The organism is Streptococcus gingivalis (assembly GCF_035544715.1).
Lineage (GTDB): Bacteria > Bacillota > Bacilli > Lactobacillales > Streptococcaceae > Streptococcus > Streptococcus gingivalis.
Genome location: NZ_JAYKTO010000001.1, coordinates 317,459 through 332,650 on the forward strand (window position 1 = coordinate 317,459; position 15,192 = coordinate 332,650).

The 15,192-nt window shown below is 39.8% G+C and carries 16 protein-coding genes; 15 read left to right on the top strand and 1 reads right to left on the bottom strand.

Going from position 1 to position 15,192, the window contains the following annotated elements:
- Positions 1–19: 19 nt before the first annotated feature.
- The 6 genes from rpsP to SM122_RS01525 all read left to right on the top strand — a co-directional run bounded on the left by rpsP (position 20) and on the right by SM122_RS01525 (position 4,545).
- Positions 20–292, top strand: coding sequence for a 30S ribosomal protein S16 (gene rpsP / locus SM122_RS01500; protein ID WP_123159150.1), 273 nt, complete (start codon positions 20–22; stop codon positions 290–292).
- Positions 293–311: 19 nt separating this feature from the next.
- Positions 312–551: an RNA-binding protein KphA gene (gene kphA / locus SM122_RS01505; RefSeq protein ID WP_003001620.1), complete on the top strand. Its 240-nt coding sequence runs from the start codon at positions 312–314 to the stop codon at positions 549–551.
- An 865-nt stretch (positions 552–1,416) separates the two neighbouring features.
- Positions 1,417–1,689 (top strand): TIGR04197 family type VII secretion effector, encoded by a 273-nt coding sequence (locus SM122_RS01510; RefSeq protein WP_195326824.1) that lies wholly within the window; start codon positions 1,417–1,419, stop codon positions 1,687–1,689.
- A 53-nt stretch (positions 1,690–1,742) separates the two neighbouring features.
- Positions 1,743–2,297 carry a DUF3958 family protein gene (locus SM122_RS01515; protein ID WP_195326825.1) on the top strand — a complete coding sequence of 185 codons (555 nt, stop codon included), beginning with the start codon at positions 1,743–1,745 and terminating at the stop codon, positions 2,295–2,297.
- The gene (locus SM122_RS01520) at positions 2,297–3,946 is read left to right on the top strand and encodes a hypothetical protein (RefSeq protein ID WP_195326826.1); all 1,650 of its coding nucleotides are present in this window, start codon (positions 2,297–2,299) and stop codon (positions 3,944–3,946) included. The genes SM122_RS01515 and SM122_RS01520 overlap by 1 nt, the downstream gene beginning before the upstream one ends.
- A 5-nt stretch (positions 3,947–3,951) precedes the next feature.
- Entirely contained in the window at positions 3,952–4,545 is a 594-nt protein-coding gene (locus SM122_RS01525) for a TipC family immunity protein (RefSeq protein ID WP_195326827.1), read from the top strand.
- Between the two features lie 251 nt (positions 4,546–4,796).
- Here SM122_RS01525 and SM122_RS01530 read toward each other — a convergent pair whose 3' ends face one another.
- Complete coding sequence (locus SM122_RS01530; RefSeq protein ID WP_195326828.1) at positions 4,797–5,255, bottom strand: hypothetical protein; 459 nt, start codon at positions 5,253–5,255, stop codon at positions 4,797–4,799.
- A 203-nt stretch (positions 5,256–5,458) separates the two neighbouring features.
- On the opposite strand from SM122_RS01530, the gene rimM reads away from it, so the two are divergent.
- The 9 genes from rimM to SM122_RS01575 all read left to right on the top strand — a co-directional run bounded on the left by rimM (position 5,459) and on the right by SM122_RS01575 (position 15,191).
- Positions 5,459–5,977 (top strand): ribosome maturation factor RimM, encoded by a 519-nt coding sequence (rimM, locus tag SM122_RS01535; RefSeq protein WP_049496362.1) that lies wholly within the window; start codon positions 5,459–5,461, stop codon positions 5,975–5,977.
- The gene (gene trmD / locus SM122_RS01540; RefSeq protein ID WP_003007469.1) at positions 5,967–6,683 is read left to right on the top strand and encodes a tRNA (guanosine(37)-N1)-methyltransferase TrmD; all 717 of its coding nucleotides are present in this window, start codon (positions 5,967–5,969) and stop codon (positions 6,681–6,683) included. The genes rimM and trmD overlap by 11 nt, the downstream gene beginning before the upstream one ends.
- Before the next feature lie 138 nt (positions 6,684–6,821).
- Positions 6,822–9,143: a CAP domain-containing protein gene (locus tag SM122_RS01545; protein ID WP_324737740.1), complete on the top strand. Its 2,322-nt coding sequence runs from the start codon at positions 6,822–6,824 to the stop codon at positions 9,141–9,143.
- Between the two features lie 229 nt (positions 9,144–9,372).
- Positions 9,373–10,116 carry a DeoR/GlpR family DNA-binding transcription regulator gene (locus SM122_RS01550; RefSeq protein ID WP_031573070.1) on the top strand — a complete coding sequence of 248 codons (744 nt, stop codon included), beginning with the start codon at positions 9,373–9,375 and terminating at the stop codon, positions 10,114–10,116.
- A complete protein-coding gene (gene pfkB / locus SM122_RS01555; protein WP_049474518.1) occupies positions 10,113–11,024 on the top strand; it encodes a 1-phosphofructokinase in 912 nt (303 codons plus the stop codon). Before SM122_RS01550 ends, pfkB begins: the two co-directional genes overlap by 4 nt.
- Complete coding sequence (locus SM122_RS01560; RefSeq protein ID WP_227038269.1) at positions 11,021–12,988, top strand: PTS fructose transporter subunit IIABC; 1,968 nt, start codon at positions 11,021–11,023, stop codon at positions 12,986–12,988. Before pfkB ends, SM122_RS01560 begins: the two co-directional genes overlap by 4 nt.
- 125 nt (positions 12,989–13,113) lie before the next feature.
- Positions 13,114–13,551: a hypothetical protein gene (locus SM122_RS01565; RefSeq protein ID WP_070466012.1), complete on the top strand. Its 438-nt coding sequence runs from the start codon at positions 13,114–13,116 to the stop codon at positions 13,549–13,551.
- Between the two features lie 56 nt (positions 13,552–13,607).
- On the top strand, positions 13,608–14,684 hold the full coding sequence (locus SM122_RS01570) for a hypothetical protein (RefSeq protein WP_324737741.1): 1,077 nt from the start codon (positions 13,608–13,610) through the stop codon (positions 14,682–14,684).
- Positions 14,685–14,816: 132 nt separating this feature from the next.
- Positions 14,817–15,191 (top strand): DUF1149 family protein, encoded by a 375-nt coding sequence (locus SM122_RS01575; RefSeq protein WP_003001888.1) that lies wholly within the window; start codon positions 14,817–14,819, stop codon positions 15,189–15,191.
- Position 15,192 lies beyond the last annotated feature (1 nt).

Consider the following 15,192-nt stretch of genomic DNA (forward strand, 5'->3'; position numbering starts at 1 on the left):
AGAAAAGAGACTTATAAAAATGGCAGTTAAAATTCGTTTGACTCGTATGGGTTCTAAGAAAAAACCTTACTACCGTATTAACGTAGCAGATTCACGTTCGCCACGTGATGGACGTTTCATCGAAACAGTTGGAACTTACAATCCACTTGTTGAAGAAAACCAAGTAACTTTGAAAGAAGATCGCGTTCTTGCATGGTTGGCTAACGGAGCTCAACCTTCAGATACAGTTCGTAACATCCTTTCAAAAGAAGGTGTATTGAAGAAATTCCACGATTCTAAATTCTCAAAATAATCATAAAGTAGGTTGATGTATGGATACGATTGAAAATCTTATTATTGCAATTGTGAAACCCTTGATTTCACAACCGGATGCCTTAACCATCAAGATCGAAGATACTCCTGAATTCTTGGAGTACCACCTTGACCTTGATCCTAGCGATGTTGGTCGAGTGATCGGTCGGAAAGGTCGCACCATTTCTGCGATAAGAACGATTGTCTACTCTGTCCCAACTGAAGATAAAAAAGTAAGAATCGTTATTGACGAAAAATAAAAGGCGGGACTCTGTCCCGTTTTTTTGTTGGAAGGTGAAGGAATGAAAGAAGTGACCATTCAGCAATTACAAGCCTATTTAAAAAACTATTAAAACTAATTTCCTAAGCTAATGTTTTGTCTGAAATTAATTTTGATTGAGTCTATTGATTTTTCTTAAACTTAGAGATTATATTAATTCTTTCTCACAAACTATAATTATTACTTGAGAAAGTTCAAACTTACTTTGGGGGTATATAAAAATCTAAAAATAAGAGAATGGAGTTTTTCTCCATCTGATTTAAAAATGATAGGACGAGAAAGTAAATATTTTAGATAGGCAGTAATATATTCAAAAAGGGTTTCAAAATTATTATAATATTGCAGAAAGATTTTTTAACGAACTTATTTCTTCTTTTTAACTTTCCACTTGATAAGTTTATAGTTAGAACTATTGAAAAAATAATATCAAATTATCAATTAGTTATATAGAATACTTTCAGCTTATTATTAAAAGAATACAATCATTATTACTTTAGTGTAAGTCAGATAAAACAGATGAATTTTTCCTGAAATTTGACTGTGTGACTAACTTTTATACTAACTTTTATATAGTAAGATGATGTCAAAAAATCAAAAGTAATATAAAATCAGAAAGTAGTAAAACCCTATTTGGAATAGAAAAATTTCTCCTTTAGATTTTCAATAGTAGATAGTGAAAAAATCTTCTAGAAAAGTGTCCTAAATGGACTTTTTCTTCAATCTTATATAAAACTTTATTTGTTAATGAGATAGGGAGTTTAGTATTTTTGTAATAGTTTTGTAAGGAAATTATAACATAAACATTACAAAATAATGGTAGCATACTTAGATGAAGGAGTAGAAAAATGTCTGAAATTAAAAGTAATTTGTCGGATGCTAAAAATTATACAACAAAAATTAAACTAGCAAGTTCAAATTTATCAGGAATTGGACAAGCCCAACAAGATGATAAAACAACTGTTTCTGGAAATTTTAATGCTCATATTGCTATGATTGCTTCTCAAAATACTAGACACAGTATTTCCAATGCACTTTCTGAAATGGTGACGAATATCCATAGTGTTGCTGGAGAATTTGAAGCAGTGGATCAGCAGATAGCAGATTCTGTAAATGGTTAAATAAAGTTAAAGATATTCTGTTTACACAGAAATCAAGGAGGACAGACTTGCTCATGGAAGAAGAGAATACAGAGAAGAAGCCAGTTAAGTTTGTATATGATCCTGATATGACTCTGGAAGAACGCTTGCAAGCGCAACGCGAACAGCTGCAGAATCTGCGGGAGCAGGAAGAGCTGAAGAGAATGCTGGCTAATCAAGATAAGGTTATGTATAAGATAAGCCAGCGATATCAGAAAGAGCAGGAAAAAATAAAGTCCCCAGAGGAGCAGATTGAGGACCTTTGCCGCAAAGAATCGGACTTACTGGAAAAGGAATACCAGATAGATGGTGATTTAAAAAAGGTTACTGAATATTATGAGTCTGTGGAGTCTGATGCGCATCAAATGCATGCTTTTTTAGATGATCTGGCTTATCGCTACAGTTCTCAAAATGGCTTTGAGCATATGCGCGATAATTTTTTTCAGAACTGGCAGAGCTTTCAGGGAAGTTTTGAAGAGGAAAGCGGTGCTTTAAAACAGCAAAGAAAAGAAGTCTCTGAGGAGCGTGATAAAATCCATCATGAGCGCGTTCGAATGGTTAACAGTTTAGAAGATAAGGGGAAACATTGATGAGTATAGACATGTATTTAGGAGATTCGCAGTCTCAAGCGAACAGTACCCAGACAATGATACAAGAGGAAATTAGAGCTTATGAAGAACTGGAAAGAAGTCTGACAGATTTTGAATCCAGTGCGGAATCGCTAAAGGGAAAAGCTTATGATTCTGCTCGAAATTATTCTGCCAGAGTTCTTCGCCCTTTGGCCCATGGTGGAAAACTATTATCAGAAGCAGTCGGGAAGACAGTCAAGCAATTTCCAGAATTCTATGTCGTACAGGTTGCCAATGAAAGCCTAAAGGAGTCTGATTTAGAAGCTGATATTCAGAAACTAGATGCCTTGATAACAACCACTAAAGCTTCCATGCTTTCAAGCGCATTGGTAGCACCAGCATTAGTGGCTGGCCATCAGAAGATGCTTGATATTTTAAATGAGGCGCGACGAGTTCTCCAAGAAAAACTACAGAAACTAAGAGCTTTCAATCTTTCATCGCCCCAAATTTTCTCAGAGATTGAAATTCTGAAAAATCTGCTTGATATCGGTCTTAGTCAACTGAGTACTGGCTGGGATGCTAATAAGGGTGTTTATGTTTTACCAGCGAATTTGACTTGGGCAACTAAATTGATAAATTATAAACCAACAGACCTTTCGAATTTACAGCCAGAAGAGCGAAAATATGTCGAAAACCTTATGGAACAGTATGGTTTCAATCAAGAAACAGCTCTCAAAATACTCAAACTTAAAAAGGGAATAGATACAAAATACCCTGATAAGTCACAGGAAGAGAGAGATTATCTGCTCAACCGAGCTTTAGGAGCTTCAAACTATGATGATTTTTGGTGGGATACTACTGCAGGTAATCTTGAAGGAGATTCCCCTCAGGAGTTCTATAGAAAAATGGGGCTGACAGATGCTGAAGCTAAAATCTTGTATTATGAAATCAAAAAACAAAATGACTTTTCTGCTTTAGATCCTGGCGAGGTGGTAGATCCTACAGCAGATAAAGCGCGCTATGCTATACGTTTAAAGCTATACAAGGAGAATCATGATACTTCAGGCATGTCTGATTCTGAAATAGAAGCTGCCTTCCTAAAAGACTGGAGGGAACAAAATGAACGCTATGCTAATAAGACAGACTTTGCTCATCAGTCCATCACAACAGCTACTCATCTGTATTCTGGTTGGGTCCCGGCAAGAATGATGTTTTGGGGTAAAAAAGATCTTGAGGAAGTTTCAGGTTGGCGCGGAGATGTGACAAAAGATGCATTTAAAAATCCTTCAATGGGGAATGCTGATTATAAAGCTGACTTAGATGCCGTAAATATTACAAATATTATGAAAGAAAAGAATGTTTCTTATGTTGCAGCATCTAATTATTATTACAATCAGCTGGAAGAAAAAGCAGATCCTAATACAGACAAGATGACTCGCTCAGAGCTCTTTCTTAAATCTACTGATATCAATCACGTAAAAAAAGAAATTTTTGATATGGTTCCGCTAAAAACGGTACCTGCATCTAATAAAGATGGATATCGATATGCCAGTCGGACTGATGAAGAAAAACTCGCCTATATTAAAGAACATTATCCTGACTCCTATAACTTCCTCAGAAGTTTAGAGGAACGTGATAATCAACTGGGAAATTATGCAGAAAGTGAATGATAGTTATGAAAAAGAATCTAATTTATATATCAGTTCTTGCCTTACTTTTGGTAGTTGTTTTTCTAGTCTTTTACTATCAGAGTAGTCAGTCTAGCAGTATTTTTGATGAGATTTACAAGGATGTAATCCAATATGTGAGTTCTGGCGATAAGAGTCAGATGAAGCTCTTGAAAATAAAAGGAGCAGATCTTGTCACGGAAAAGGATAGTTCGGACTTTCAGGCTGGAACAGTGATGGTAATCTATAAATCAAAGGATTTCCCAAAAAACAGCAATCTCAATATTATCGCAAATAAAAATCAGATGCTTATTTTTGACTATGAGGAGAAATGGGATGAGAACGTTCAGCTTTCCTTGACAGCTAGTTATGACATAAAGACGAAGTCTCTCACACAGGAAGCTAAACTGCTAGACTATGACAGCAAAGATGTTGTCATTCCTAGAGATAAGTTTGAAAGTTATGGCTTGACTCAAGCTAAGATTGAAGAAAAGTTTTCTTTGTTTGAGAAAGTTTTCCTCAAAGAATGGGAAGCTGTTTCAAGCGGCCGCTTCTCTCCCAGTGATAAAGGCAATGTAAAGGTTGTAAAAAAATGGAAGTAAGAGAGGCATAGCTGTGATAATATGAATTACCTATCTAATAAAGAGGTAGTGGAAAAAATTTTTCAATAGTCAAAACGCATAAAATTAATGCTTCTGTGAACATTGGTTTTATGCGTTTTTTATGTAAACTATTATCATATTTGAGTTTGAAATTGACGCTCTTTGTAATAAGTAAAACTTTCGTCGAGCTTGCCGTTTATTTTTTAATGACTTCGTTTGTTTTAGCTGGTAATTTTAATATTAAGATGAGTCTACCCAAGAATCTCAGCAATAGCATCTCGAATTTCCTGAACGGTTGCGGATTTGCTATGGTCACTGGTATCAAACTCGATGTATTGGCCGTCAGCATCAACAGTTCCACCGACAGGCCCTTCGGATCCATCAACAGATGCACCGATGGCTGGTGGTTGGCTTGTATCTGCATAGTCTATCTCAATAACGATGATGCGAGTATTGGACTCCAGATCATCTATCATTGGAAGAGACGATGCGGAGGTCATGTTCTGACTAGCATAGTATTCTAGGAAAGCCTTGATGGTTGGATTGTCAATTTGAGCAATTTTTTCGTCAAGAGCTGAAACATTTCTAGTTTCTCTCGTTTCATTTTCCATTGCTTGGCCTTTTTTGACCTGTGCCAAAGCAGTCAGACTGGCAGCTGTTGTGGCTAGAAGAGCAGTAGAGAGCAGGAGTTTGCTTAACTTTTTTCCCATAGGTATCACTAACTTCTTTCTTGTTTTGCGTAAACACACTTGGGTGTTTATAGTATTGAGGTTCTATATGTATATTTATACGTTAAACAGTAACATCAAATAAATATAGGCAAGGGAATTCCCCCTTATCCCCCTTATCTCCCTTGTGCATTCCCCTATATCATGATAAAATACTAGGCAGAGTATAATATGTTGGAGTCGAGATGAATTATTTTAACGTTGGGAAAATTGTCAATACCCAAGGCTTACAAGGAGAAATGCGGGTCTTGTCTGTAACAGACTTTGCGGAAGAGCGTTTTAAAAAAGGAGCAGAGTTGGCTCTCTTTGATGAGAAGGATCAGTTTGTTCAAACGGTGACCATTGCTAGTCACCGCAAGCACAAGAACTTTGATATCATCAAGTTTAAGGATATGTACCATATCAATGCCATCGAAAAATTCAAAGGCTTTAGCCTCAAGGTTGCGGAAGAAGACTTGACAGATTTGGAGGATGGCGAGTTTTATTACCATGAGATCATCGGCCTTGATGTTTATGAAAATGACCAGCTAATCGGTCAGATCAAGGAAATCCTGCAACCAGGTGCCAATGACGTTTGGGTCGTGAAACGCAAAGGCAAACGCGACCTTCTCTTGCCTTATATCCCACCAGTGGTGCTCAATATCGATATCCCAGGAAACCGGGTGGATGTAGACATCTTAGAAGGGTTAGACGATGAAGATTGATATTTTAACCCTCTTTCCAGAGATGTTTTCTCCCCTTGAGCATTCCATCGTCGGCAAAGCCCGTGAAAAGGGACTTCTCGAGATCAACTACCATAATTTCCGTGAAAATGCGGAGAAAGCGCGCCATGTGGACGATGAACCCTATGGTGGCGGGCAAGGCATGCTTCTACGCGCTCAACCGATTTTTGATGCCTTTGATGCGATTGAGAAAAAGAATCCGCGCGTGATCCTGCTGGATCCTGCTGGTCGGACCTTTGATCAAGCCTACGCAGAAGAGTTGGCTCAGGAAGAAGAATTGATCTTTATCTGTGGTCACTATGAGGGCTACGACGAGCGGATCAAGACCTTGGTGACGGATGAGATTTCTCTTGGCGATTATGTCCTGACGGGTGGCGAACTAGCGGCCATGACCATGATTGATGCGACGGTGCGCTTGATTCCGGAGGTGATTGGAAAAGAGTCCAGTCACCAGGATGACAGTTTCTCCTCTGGTCTTCTAGAATATCCTCAATACACACGGCCATATGAATACAGAGGAATGACGGTTCCCGATGTCCTCATGAGTGGTCACCATGAAAATATCCGTCAATGGCGCCTCTATCAGAGTTTGAAAAAAACCTTAGAACGTCGGCCAGACTTGCTAGAAAACTATGAGTTGACAGCAGAAGAAGAGAAGATGTTGGAACAAATTAAACAAGAAGACTAACAGCGTCAGCTGTTTTTCTTTTGCCTAAAAAAATTATGAAAAAAACTTTTTAAACCTACTAGTTATTGGTAACAAAATGTGGTATGCTAAGGGGTAGAGAAACTTCAAGAAAATGATTAAGTTTTGGGGGTGAGTTTAATGGGAAAGAAATTAGGAAAATCGGTTTTCACGACGGGGGTGGCTGCGACAACGGTCCTATCTGGTATGTTTCATCACAAAGCAAATGCCGAAGAGGTCAAGCAAAATGAAAATCCAGAAACCAACAGCACGGAAGTAGTTGAAAAACCAATTACAGTTGATGAGTTGAAGCAAATCACAGCTCAAAAAGGGCAAGTGGTGAAAGATGTCCACTACCAAGAGCAAAAAGTGATCGATGCTCAAACAGAAGTCAAGGCTGCTGGACAAGAACTGGAAGAAAAGAAAGCAGAAGTGACGGATGCGGAAAACCTCATCGCAACGACTTCGGATGCCCAAATTCAGAACGCAGAAAATGACGTTAAGGTGGCGCAAGCCTATGTGACCATCGAAGAAAATAAGGTTCGAGAGGCGGAAGCTGCACATGATCAAGTTGTAGAGGCTGTTCGTCAACAGGAAAATCAGGTTACAGCTCAGGAATCTTTGGTCGATGTAGCACAAAATGAATTGAACCAAGCCAAAGCGCCAATTTCTAATGATGAGAATGTGCTAAACCAGGCCTTGTTGGAGCAAAGCCAAGTCGAGCAAAGTATTCGAGAATCTCAGAGTTATCTCGCGACCTTGCAAGCGAGTCAGCAGAATGGGGCTGACACAGTGGCTCAAATTGAGAGCGATATTCAACTGGCTCAAACGCGTCTGACAGATTTGAAAGCGGTCATCGCAACCAAGGAAGCAGAATTGGCAGCCTTAGAACAAGCAGCGGCTAATAGCCCAGTTCAACTGAGTCAAGCAACCTACGAAGGCTACTTGCAACACTTGGCTGACAATGGCAATGAAGCTGCAGCAAGTGCTTTAGCCCTTTACAAGCGTGGTCGTGAAGAAGATGGCTTGACGGTTGGAGAGTCTGGATCCTTGCAAGCCAATCTTCGAGCTCTTGAAATTGCGGATGCCATTAATAGCTATCGTCGCAATGCAGGTTTGCCTGAATTGGAGCTGGATCCTTATTCCCTTCCTGCCAGTCAAGTTCAGTTAGAATACTTCAAAAAGGCTAACTGGCATATGTTTAAGTATTTGCCAAACGAAAACATTGCTTATGGTTTCTCACCTGCTGGTGCAGTAGACTTTTGGTACAATGAAAAAGCGGCTTACCAAGAAGTAGCAACTCAATATGGTCTACCGACAGACGAAACACAAATCGATGCCAATGACATCTATATGAAGATTGGGGCTGAGGCCTTTGCTAAGGTTGGTCACTACCTCCAAATGGTAGACAACAAAGCAACGGCATTATCAGTGGCTTATGACCCAAGTAATGCCATGTCAGAAGCGGCTTTCTTACACAGTCCAGTTACCTCAGCAGTGTCAACCAATGCACTTGCTTACCAATTGCGTCAGGGAGCTGGTGCTACAACGACAAGATCAGATGTCAAAGCAAAATCTGATGAAGTCGCTAACCTCAAGCTGGACAAGGCCAATCAAGAGTCCCAAATCATTATCTTGCAAGGCAAATTAGAAGATGCCCGCCATACTAATTCAAATGTAGAAGTAGAGATGGCCAATGTGCAAAAGACCATCCAAAACTACAAAATTCTTCTTGTCAGCAAGGATCATGCAGTTGAAAAAGCAAAAGCGACTCTTGATGTATCTCGAGGTCGGATTGAAGCAGCTATCCAACCAAAAGAAGCAGCGCTTCAAAAAGCGAAAGATTTGTTAGCAGCTGCGCGTGAGAAATTAGATCTTTTAAAAGCAGAAGAAGCAGAAAAAGCCCAAGTCGTTCAAGAAGCGCATGAGGGCTTGAAGGCAGCGCAAGAACGCTTGGTTGCTGCTGAAAAACGTCTTTCTGACTTTAAAAATGCTCCAGAATTATTGGTCAAAGCCCAATCAGTTTTATCAGCTGCGGTGGCTAATTTAGAAAATAAAAAAGAAAAATTAGAAGCCGAATTCACTACTCTTCAATCTTATCACAGTGTCGTGGAACTGTTGAATTCTCAATATGAAGATCTAGCGTCACGAATGGATCCAGCTATTTTAGAAGCAGCAGATATGCCAATGGATATCCGCTCAAGCAATCCAACCACTTTTTCGGATAGACCAACAGTTCTTCCAACAGGTACCAATAGTCCGCAAGTGCAAGCACCAAAGGCTACTCCAGCTCCAAAACAAGAAGCCAAAGTAGAAGAAATCAAACCCAAAAAAGAAAACAGCCAAGCTGTAGCAAGTGCAGATTCTTCCAAATATGCAGCAGCAACAACAGGTGTTGCCGTCGGGCTACTTGCTGGATTGTTTGGTTTCAAGAAAAAGAAACAATCTTCAAAAAATGATTAAGACATACCTAAGATAGAGTGGATGCTTAGACACTTTATTGCTTAAACTCTTCAAAGAAGATATATGAGGGTGGGAAAAGAACTCGCTTAACAAAATGAGTTTTTTCCTGCTCTTTTTTTGTACAATTTTAGAATTTTTGAAAGAAAATGATAGAAAATGATAAAAGGTGTTGACATTTTTTGGAGATGGAGTATAATAGTCCTTGTAATCGATTGCAAAAGGAGGAGAAATGCTTAAGTCTGAACGAAAACAATTCATCCTCGAGAAGGTACTGAAGGAAAAATTTGTTTCCTTAGAAACCCTTGTACAAGAGCTGGGGACGTCTGAATCAACGGTTCGACGTGACTTGGATGAATTAGAAGCTGAAAGTAAACTTCGCCGGGTTCACGGCGGTGCGGAAAGCCTGCATTTTCTTCAAGAGGAAGAAAGCAATAAAGAAAAATCTATCAAAAACATTCAAGTTAAGTCAAAGATCGCTGTAAAAGCAGCGGAATTGATCAAAGATCATGATGTGATCTTTATCGATGCCGGGACGACCAATGAACTTTTGGTACAAGAAATTGTCAATCCAACGGTAACCGTGGTGACCAACTCGATTCACCATGCGACCAAGTTGGTCGAGCGAAATGTTCCAACGGTCATCATCGGTGGGAAGGTAAAATCTTCAACAGATGCTAGTATCGGAGGGATCGCGCTCAATCAGATCGGTCAGTTGAATTTTGACAAAGCCTTTCTTGGTATGAATGGAATCGATGATGAATTTTACAGCACTCCAGACCTGGAAGAAGGATCTGTCAAGCGTGCGATTATCGAAAATGCGAAAAAGACCTATATCCTAGCGGATGATTCGAAAATTGGGGTGACATCCTTTGTCAAAGTGGCTCCTATCAAGCGAGCAATGATTATCACCAATCAAAGTGAACCGCAACGATTAAAGGTTTTAAAAGAAAAAACGGAGGTTATAGAGGTTTGATTTATACAGTTACACTGAATCCAGCAATTGACTATATTGTCCGTCTCGATCATGTAGAGACCGGAGCGGTCAATCGGATGGCTTCGGAAGATAAATTCGCCGGTGGTAAAGGGATCAATGTCAGTCGTGTTTTGAAGCGTCTCGATATCGAGAACACAGCGACTGGATTTATCGGTGGTTTCACCGGACGTTTCATTGAAGACGTACTGACCAGCGAAGACATTTCCACCAACTTTGTGACAGTGGACCAAGATACACGGATCAATGTCAAAATCAAAGCTGATGAGGAAACAGAGATTAATGGGAATGGTCCAGAAGTGACGGAAGCTCAGTTGCAAGAATTGCTCAATATCTTATCGAGCTTAACAGCGGATGATGTGGTAGTCTTTGCAGGGTCTGCTCCATCTTCACTTGGAAATACCGTTTACAAACAATTGATCGCAGCAACTCGTGCGACAGGTGCGCAAGTGGTTTGCGACTTTGAAGGGCAAACCTTGATTGATTCCTTGGAGTTCAATCCCCAATTGGTCAAACCAAACAACCATGAATTGGGAGATATTTTTGGCGTTACCTTGACGGAATTGCCTGAAATTGAACGCTATGCCAAAGAAATCTTGGCCAAAGGAGCACAAAACGTCATTATTTCTATGGCGGGTGATGGTGCTCTTCTGGTCAGTCCTAGTGGCACTTACTTCGCAAAACCAATTAAAGGTCAAGTGAAGAATTCTGTCGGGGCTGGAGATTCCATGGTGGCAGGCTTCACTGGGAAGCTCGCAACGACGGGAGATGTTATCGAAGCCTTCAAATGGGGTGTGGCTTGCGGAACAGCAACCACCTTCTCAGATGATTTGGCAACAGCTGATTATATAAAAGAAACTTATGAAAAAGTAGAGGTAGAAAAACTATGAAAATTCAAGACGTTTTAAATAAAAACGTGATGTTGTTTGACCTTCAGGCAACAGATAAAGAGGGCGTGATCAATGAGATGGTCCAATCGCTCGTTGACAATGGTGTGGTGACAGATTTTGACACCTTCAAGGCTGGAATCATGAACCGTGAAGCACAAACTTCAACTGGTTTGGGTGACGGAATTGCTATGCCCCACAGCAAAAACGAAGCAGTCAAAGAAGCAACAGTTTTGTTTGCAAAATCAAACAAGGGTGTGGACTATGCATCACTTGATGGCCAACCAACAGACTTGTTCTTCATGATCGCAGCTCCAGAAGGAGCCAACGACACTCACTTGGCAGCCCTTGCTGAATTGTCTAAGTACTTGATGAAACCAGGTTTTGCGGACAAACTTCGCCAAGCAAGCACTCCTGATCAAGTGATCGCAGCCTTTGATGCAGAAGAGCAAGAAGCTGCAGCTGAAGAAGCGAAAAAAGCAGAAGCAGTCAAAGAAGCAGCTTCATCTGACAAACCTCTGATCGTTGCCGTTACAGCTTGTACAACAGGGATCGCCCACACTTACATGGCAGAAGAAGCCCTCATCAAAAAAGGGGAAGAAATGGGTGTTACAGTCCGCGTTGAAACCAACGGGGCATCTGGTGTCGGCAATCGCTTGACAGCTGAAGAAATCGCCAAAGCTGAAGGGGTCATCATTGCAGCAGATAAGGCAGTTGAAACCGCTCGTTTCGATGGCAAAAAATTGATCTCTAAACCAGTCGCAGCTGGTATCCGTCAGACAGAAGAATTGATCCAAACCATTTTGGATGGCAAAGCAGATGTCTTCCACGCTGAAAATGCTGCACAAGCTAGCGCTAGCCAAGAAAAATTGAGCTTGGGTGGAGCTTTCTACAAACACTTGATGAGTGGGGTTTCTCAAATGCTTCCATTCGTTATCGGTGGTGGTATCTTGATCGCCCTTGCCTTCTTGATTGACCAAGTTATGGGTGTGCCTCAAGATCAATTGTCTAGTCTTGGTTCTTATCATGTATTAGCAGCACAATTTAAAACAATTGGTGGAGTAGCCTTTGGCTTCATGCTTCCTGTACTTGCAGGTTACATTGGATTCTCAATCGCTGAAAAACCTGGTTTTGTAGCAGGGTTTATCGCTGGATCTATTGCTAGCTCAGGGTCAGCATTTGGAAATATCGCCTACGGTGCTGCTAAAGGTGAATTACCAGCAGCCGTATCATCAGGTTTCCTTGGAGCTTTGGTAGGTGGTTTCCTTGCAGGTGGAGTTGTTCTCTTACTTCGCAAAGCCCTTGCAGGTCTTCCACGTTCACTCGATGGTATCCGTTCAATCCTTCTCTTGCCATTGCTTGGTGTTGGTTTGACAGGATTCTTGATGTTCCTCATCAATATTCCAATGGCTGCTATTAATACTGGTCTTAACAACTTCCTTTCAAGCTTGTCAGGTAGCTCAGCTGTCCTTCTTGGACTTCTCGTCGGCGGTATGATGGCTGTAGATATGGGTGGACCAGTTAACAAAGCCGCTTATGTCTTCGCTACAGGTACACTTGCTGAATCTGTTGCTTCAGGTGGTTCTATTGTTATGGCAGCTGTTATGGCAGCTGGTATGGTTCCTCCATTGGCAGTATTCGTAGCAACCGTCTTGTTCAAAGATAAATTCACACAAGAAGAACGCGATTCAGGTTTGACAAACATCGTTATGGGTCTTTCCTTCATCACAGAAGGTGCCATTCCATTCGGTGCAGCTGACCCAGCCCGTGCCATCCCTAGCTTCATTGCAGGTTCAGCATTGACAGGTGCCCTTGTTGGTCTTGCAGGCTTGAAACTCATGGCTCCTCACGGAGGAATCTTCGTTATCGCCCTTACTTCAAACCCACTTCTTTACATCTTGTTCGTATTGATCGGTGCTGTCGTAAGTGGTATCTTGTTCGGATTGCTTCGTAAACCTAAAAACTAAACCTATCTATAAGGTTGGGGACTTCCCGACCTTTTTCTATACTCAAAAACACCAACTAGTGATGAAGTTGCGAATCTCTATAGATTTCGATATGATAGTAGAAAGCATTTTTTCTTGGAGGATCAATGAGAAAAAAGAAGAAATACCTCATCTGGGGGATAATAGTAATTGCCCTGTCAGGAGTGGCCATTATCTGTTCTAAATATCCAAACTTGTTTTCAATTAATAGTCATCAAGTAAAGCAAGCCAGTCCCAAGGAACAACAGTTAGAAGAGGTAAAGAAGCATGCGAAAGAAATTGAAGATTTTGTGAAATCTTTAAGTCCTAAAGTTGAATCTGTCCAGATTGCTTGGGATGAAACACAATGGGAAGAAGTAGGAAATGGTACCCCTCAGAGCGGCGGTCAAGTCCTTCGAGTTTTTGGAGGTTTTAACCACATCCAAAATTCAAGTTGGAGTGTTTTGGTTTATTTAAAAGACACTAAGAACGATGATACAGATTCTGTTGAAGGAATTGGTAGCGGTGGTCCACTTCGTGTAGAAGGAAAACTTTTTGACGAGTAGCCTTTTAAAAATTTTTAGCAATTTATTAGATTTATAATAGAAATGGAAAAAGATAAATGAAAAAGAAAATAATTTTTGCTACTTCGTTAGTTCTAGCAATTGCAGTCGTTGTTTTTGGACTATTTACCTATCAACGTCACCAAAAACAAGAAAAAGCTAAACAAGAACGTGAGAAATATGAAAAATATGACTACTACACCGGTATATGGGAAATCGATTCCTATAAATTTTTGGAGGATGGTAAGGGTGTTGCAGTTCATTGGAAGTCACTGACTCCTAAGGAAGATAAGGTATTTGCCAAGTACCATCCAGATGAAGAAGAAAATTTATTAGGAGCTCATGGAGCATCTAATAAGCGTTATATTGTTCGTACCTATTTCCATAATTCAACTTATAGATGGACACAAAAGTTGCCTAAAGAAGACCCAGATGTTTATTTTGCTCTATCTATTTATCGAATTAGAGATCAAAAGTTAGAAGAAAGTCAGGTAGATCTCTATAAGTTGGTGGAAGACTATAATTCGAATTATGTTCCAGAAAAAACAGGAGGTATTGAAGAAATTAATGGTAAAGATTATTTACCGATAAAAGTATATAAATTAGATTCGAGGAATTCAGGGACTAGACAACTTTGGCTAAATCTCGAAACGAAGAAAATTGAGTGGGAGGATTCAAAAGAACAAAGAGAACCTGAAACACCTTCTGTTGATTTAGGCCAATTAAAAATTACTCTAAAAAAAACTACGGAAGTATTAAGAACCACTAACATATACGATGACTTATATCAGAATCAACTAACCTTCTTCCCTAATAATTTAAAGGGAAGTGTTCTAGAAAAATATGATCCAAAAGCTTACCAATTACTCCGTAAAAAGAATTCACAATTATATATTCTGCTTGATGCTAAATTGAATTATGATAGAGTCTATGGTAATGTTCAACAGTTTATTGATTTATATCAACTCTTTGTTCCAGCTAATACAAATCTTTATGAAGGTATTACAATTCCGGCAGAATTGAGTAAAGATGGACAGGTCCATCAAGTAAACACCAAAGAAGAGTTTGAGAGATATTATGATGTGGACAAAGATAATGAACTAACTAAGCAACGTAGAGTTTTGGTAGAGCAGTAGTAATTTAAAGAAAGGTCCGGAAACCCCGGCCTTTTCTTCTTGTACAAGTGAAAAAATCACCTCATTCGGCGTTGGTATCTTGAGCTGAATTATGATATAATAAGCGTATCGCATATTTTTAGGAGAATAAAAATGGATATTCAACGTGAAAAAGAATTTGTCAGCCAATACCACTATGATGCCCGTAATTTTGAGTGGGAAAAAGAAAATGGCATCCCTGAAACAAAAGTAGATGTAAACTTTCAATTGATCAATCGTGATCAAGAACAAAACACGACTTCTTTGATTGTCATCTTAAGCTACATGATCGTTTTTGACGGTTTTGTGATCAGTGGAACCATCACTCAAATCAACCACTTGTTTGGTCGTTATGTCAATGAACCAAGTGAATTCAGCAAAGACGAAGTGGAAGAATTGGCTCGCCCTTGCTTGAATATGCTCAACCGTTTGACTTATGAAGTCACAGAAATTGCCCTCGATTTACCGGGTATTAATTTGGAGTTTTAAT

Excerpts from the sequence above, each read along its gene's own strand:
- SM122_RS01520 (WP_195326826.1), top strand. The coding sequence starts at position 2,297 with ATGAGTATAGACATGTATTTAGGAGATTCGCAGTCTCAAGCGAACAGT.
- SM122_RS01575 (WP_003001888.1), top strand. The coding sequence starts at position 14,817 with ATGGATATTCAACGTGAAAAAGAATTTGTCAGCCAATACCACTATGAT.
- SM122_RS01545 (WP_324737740.1), top strand. The coding sequence starts at position 6,822 with ATGGGAAAGAAATTAGGAAAATCGGTTTTCACGACGGGGGTGGCTGCG.
- SM122_RS01525 (WP_195326827.1), top strand. The coding sequence starts at position 3,952 with ATGAAAAAGAATCTAATTTATATATCAGTTCTTGCCTTACTTTTGGTA.
- kphA (WP_003001620.1), top strand. The coding sequence starts at position 312 with ATGGATACGATTGAAAATCTTATTATTGCAATTGTGAAACCCTTGATT.
- SM122_RS01550 (WP_031573070.1), top strand. The coding sequence starts at position 9,373 with ATGCTTAAGTCTGAACGAAAACAATTCATCCTCGAGAAGGTACTGAAG.
- SM122_RS01570 (WP_324737741.1), top strand. The coding sequence starts at position 13,608 with ATGAAAAAGAAAATAATTTTTGCTACTTCGTTAGTTCTAGCAATTGCA.
- rpsP (WP_123159150.1), top strand. The coding sequence starts at position 20 with ATGGCAGTTAAAATTCGTTTGACTCGTATGGGTTCTAAGAAAAAACCT.
- SM122_RS01515 (WP_195326825.1), top strand. The coding sequence starts at position 1,743 with ATGGAAGAAGAGAATACAGAGAAGAAGCCAGTTAAGTTTGTATATGAT.
- rimM (WP_049496362.1), top strand. The coding sequence starts at position 5,459 with ATGAATTATTTTAACGTTGGGAAAATTGTCAATACCCAAGGCTTACAA.
- SM122_RS01510 (WP_195326824.1), top strand. The coding sequence starts at position 1,417 with ATGTCTGAAATTAAAAGTAATTTGTCGGATGCTAAAAATTATACAACA.
- SM122_RS01560 (WP_227038269.1), top strand. The coding sequence starts at position 11,021 with ATGAAAATTCAAGACGTTTTAAATAAAAACGTGATGTTGTTTGACCTT.
- SM122_RS01565 (WP_070466012.1), top strand. The coding sequence starts at position 13,114 with ATGAGAAAAAAGAAGAAATACCTCATCTGGGGGATAATAGTAATTGCC.
- trmD (WP_003007469.1), top strand. The coding sequence starts at position 5,967 with ATGAAGATTGATATTTTAACCCTCTTTCCAGAGATGTTTTCTCCCCTT.
- SM122_RS01530 (WP_195326828.1), bottom strand. The coding sequence starts at position 5,255 with ATGGGAAAAAAGTTAAGCAAACTCCTGCTCTCTACTGCTCTTCTAGCC.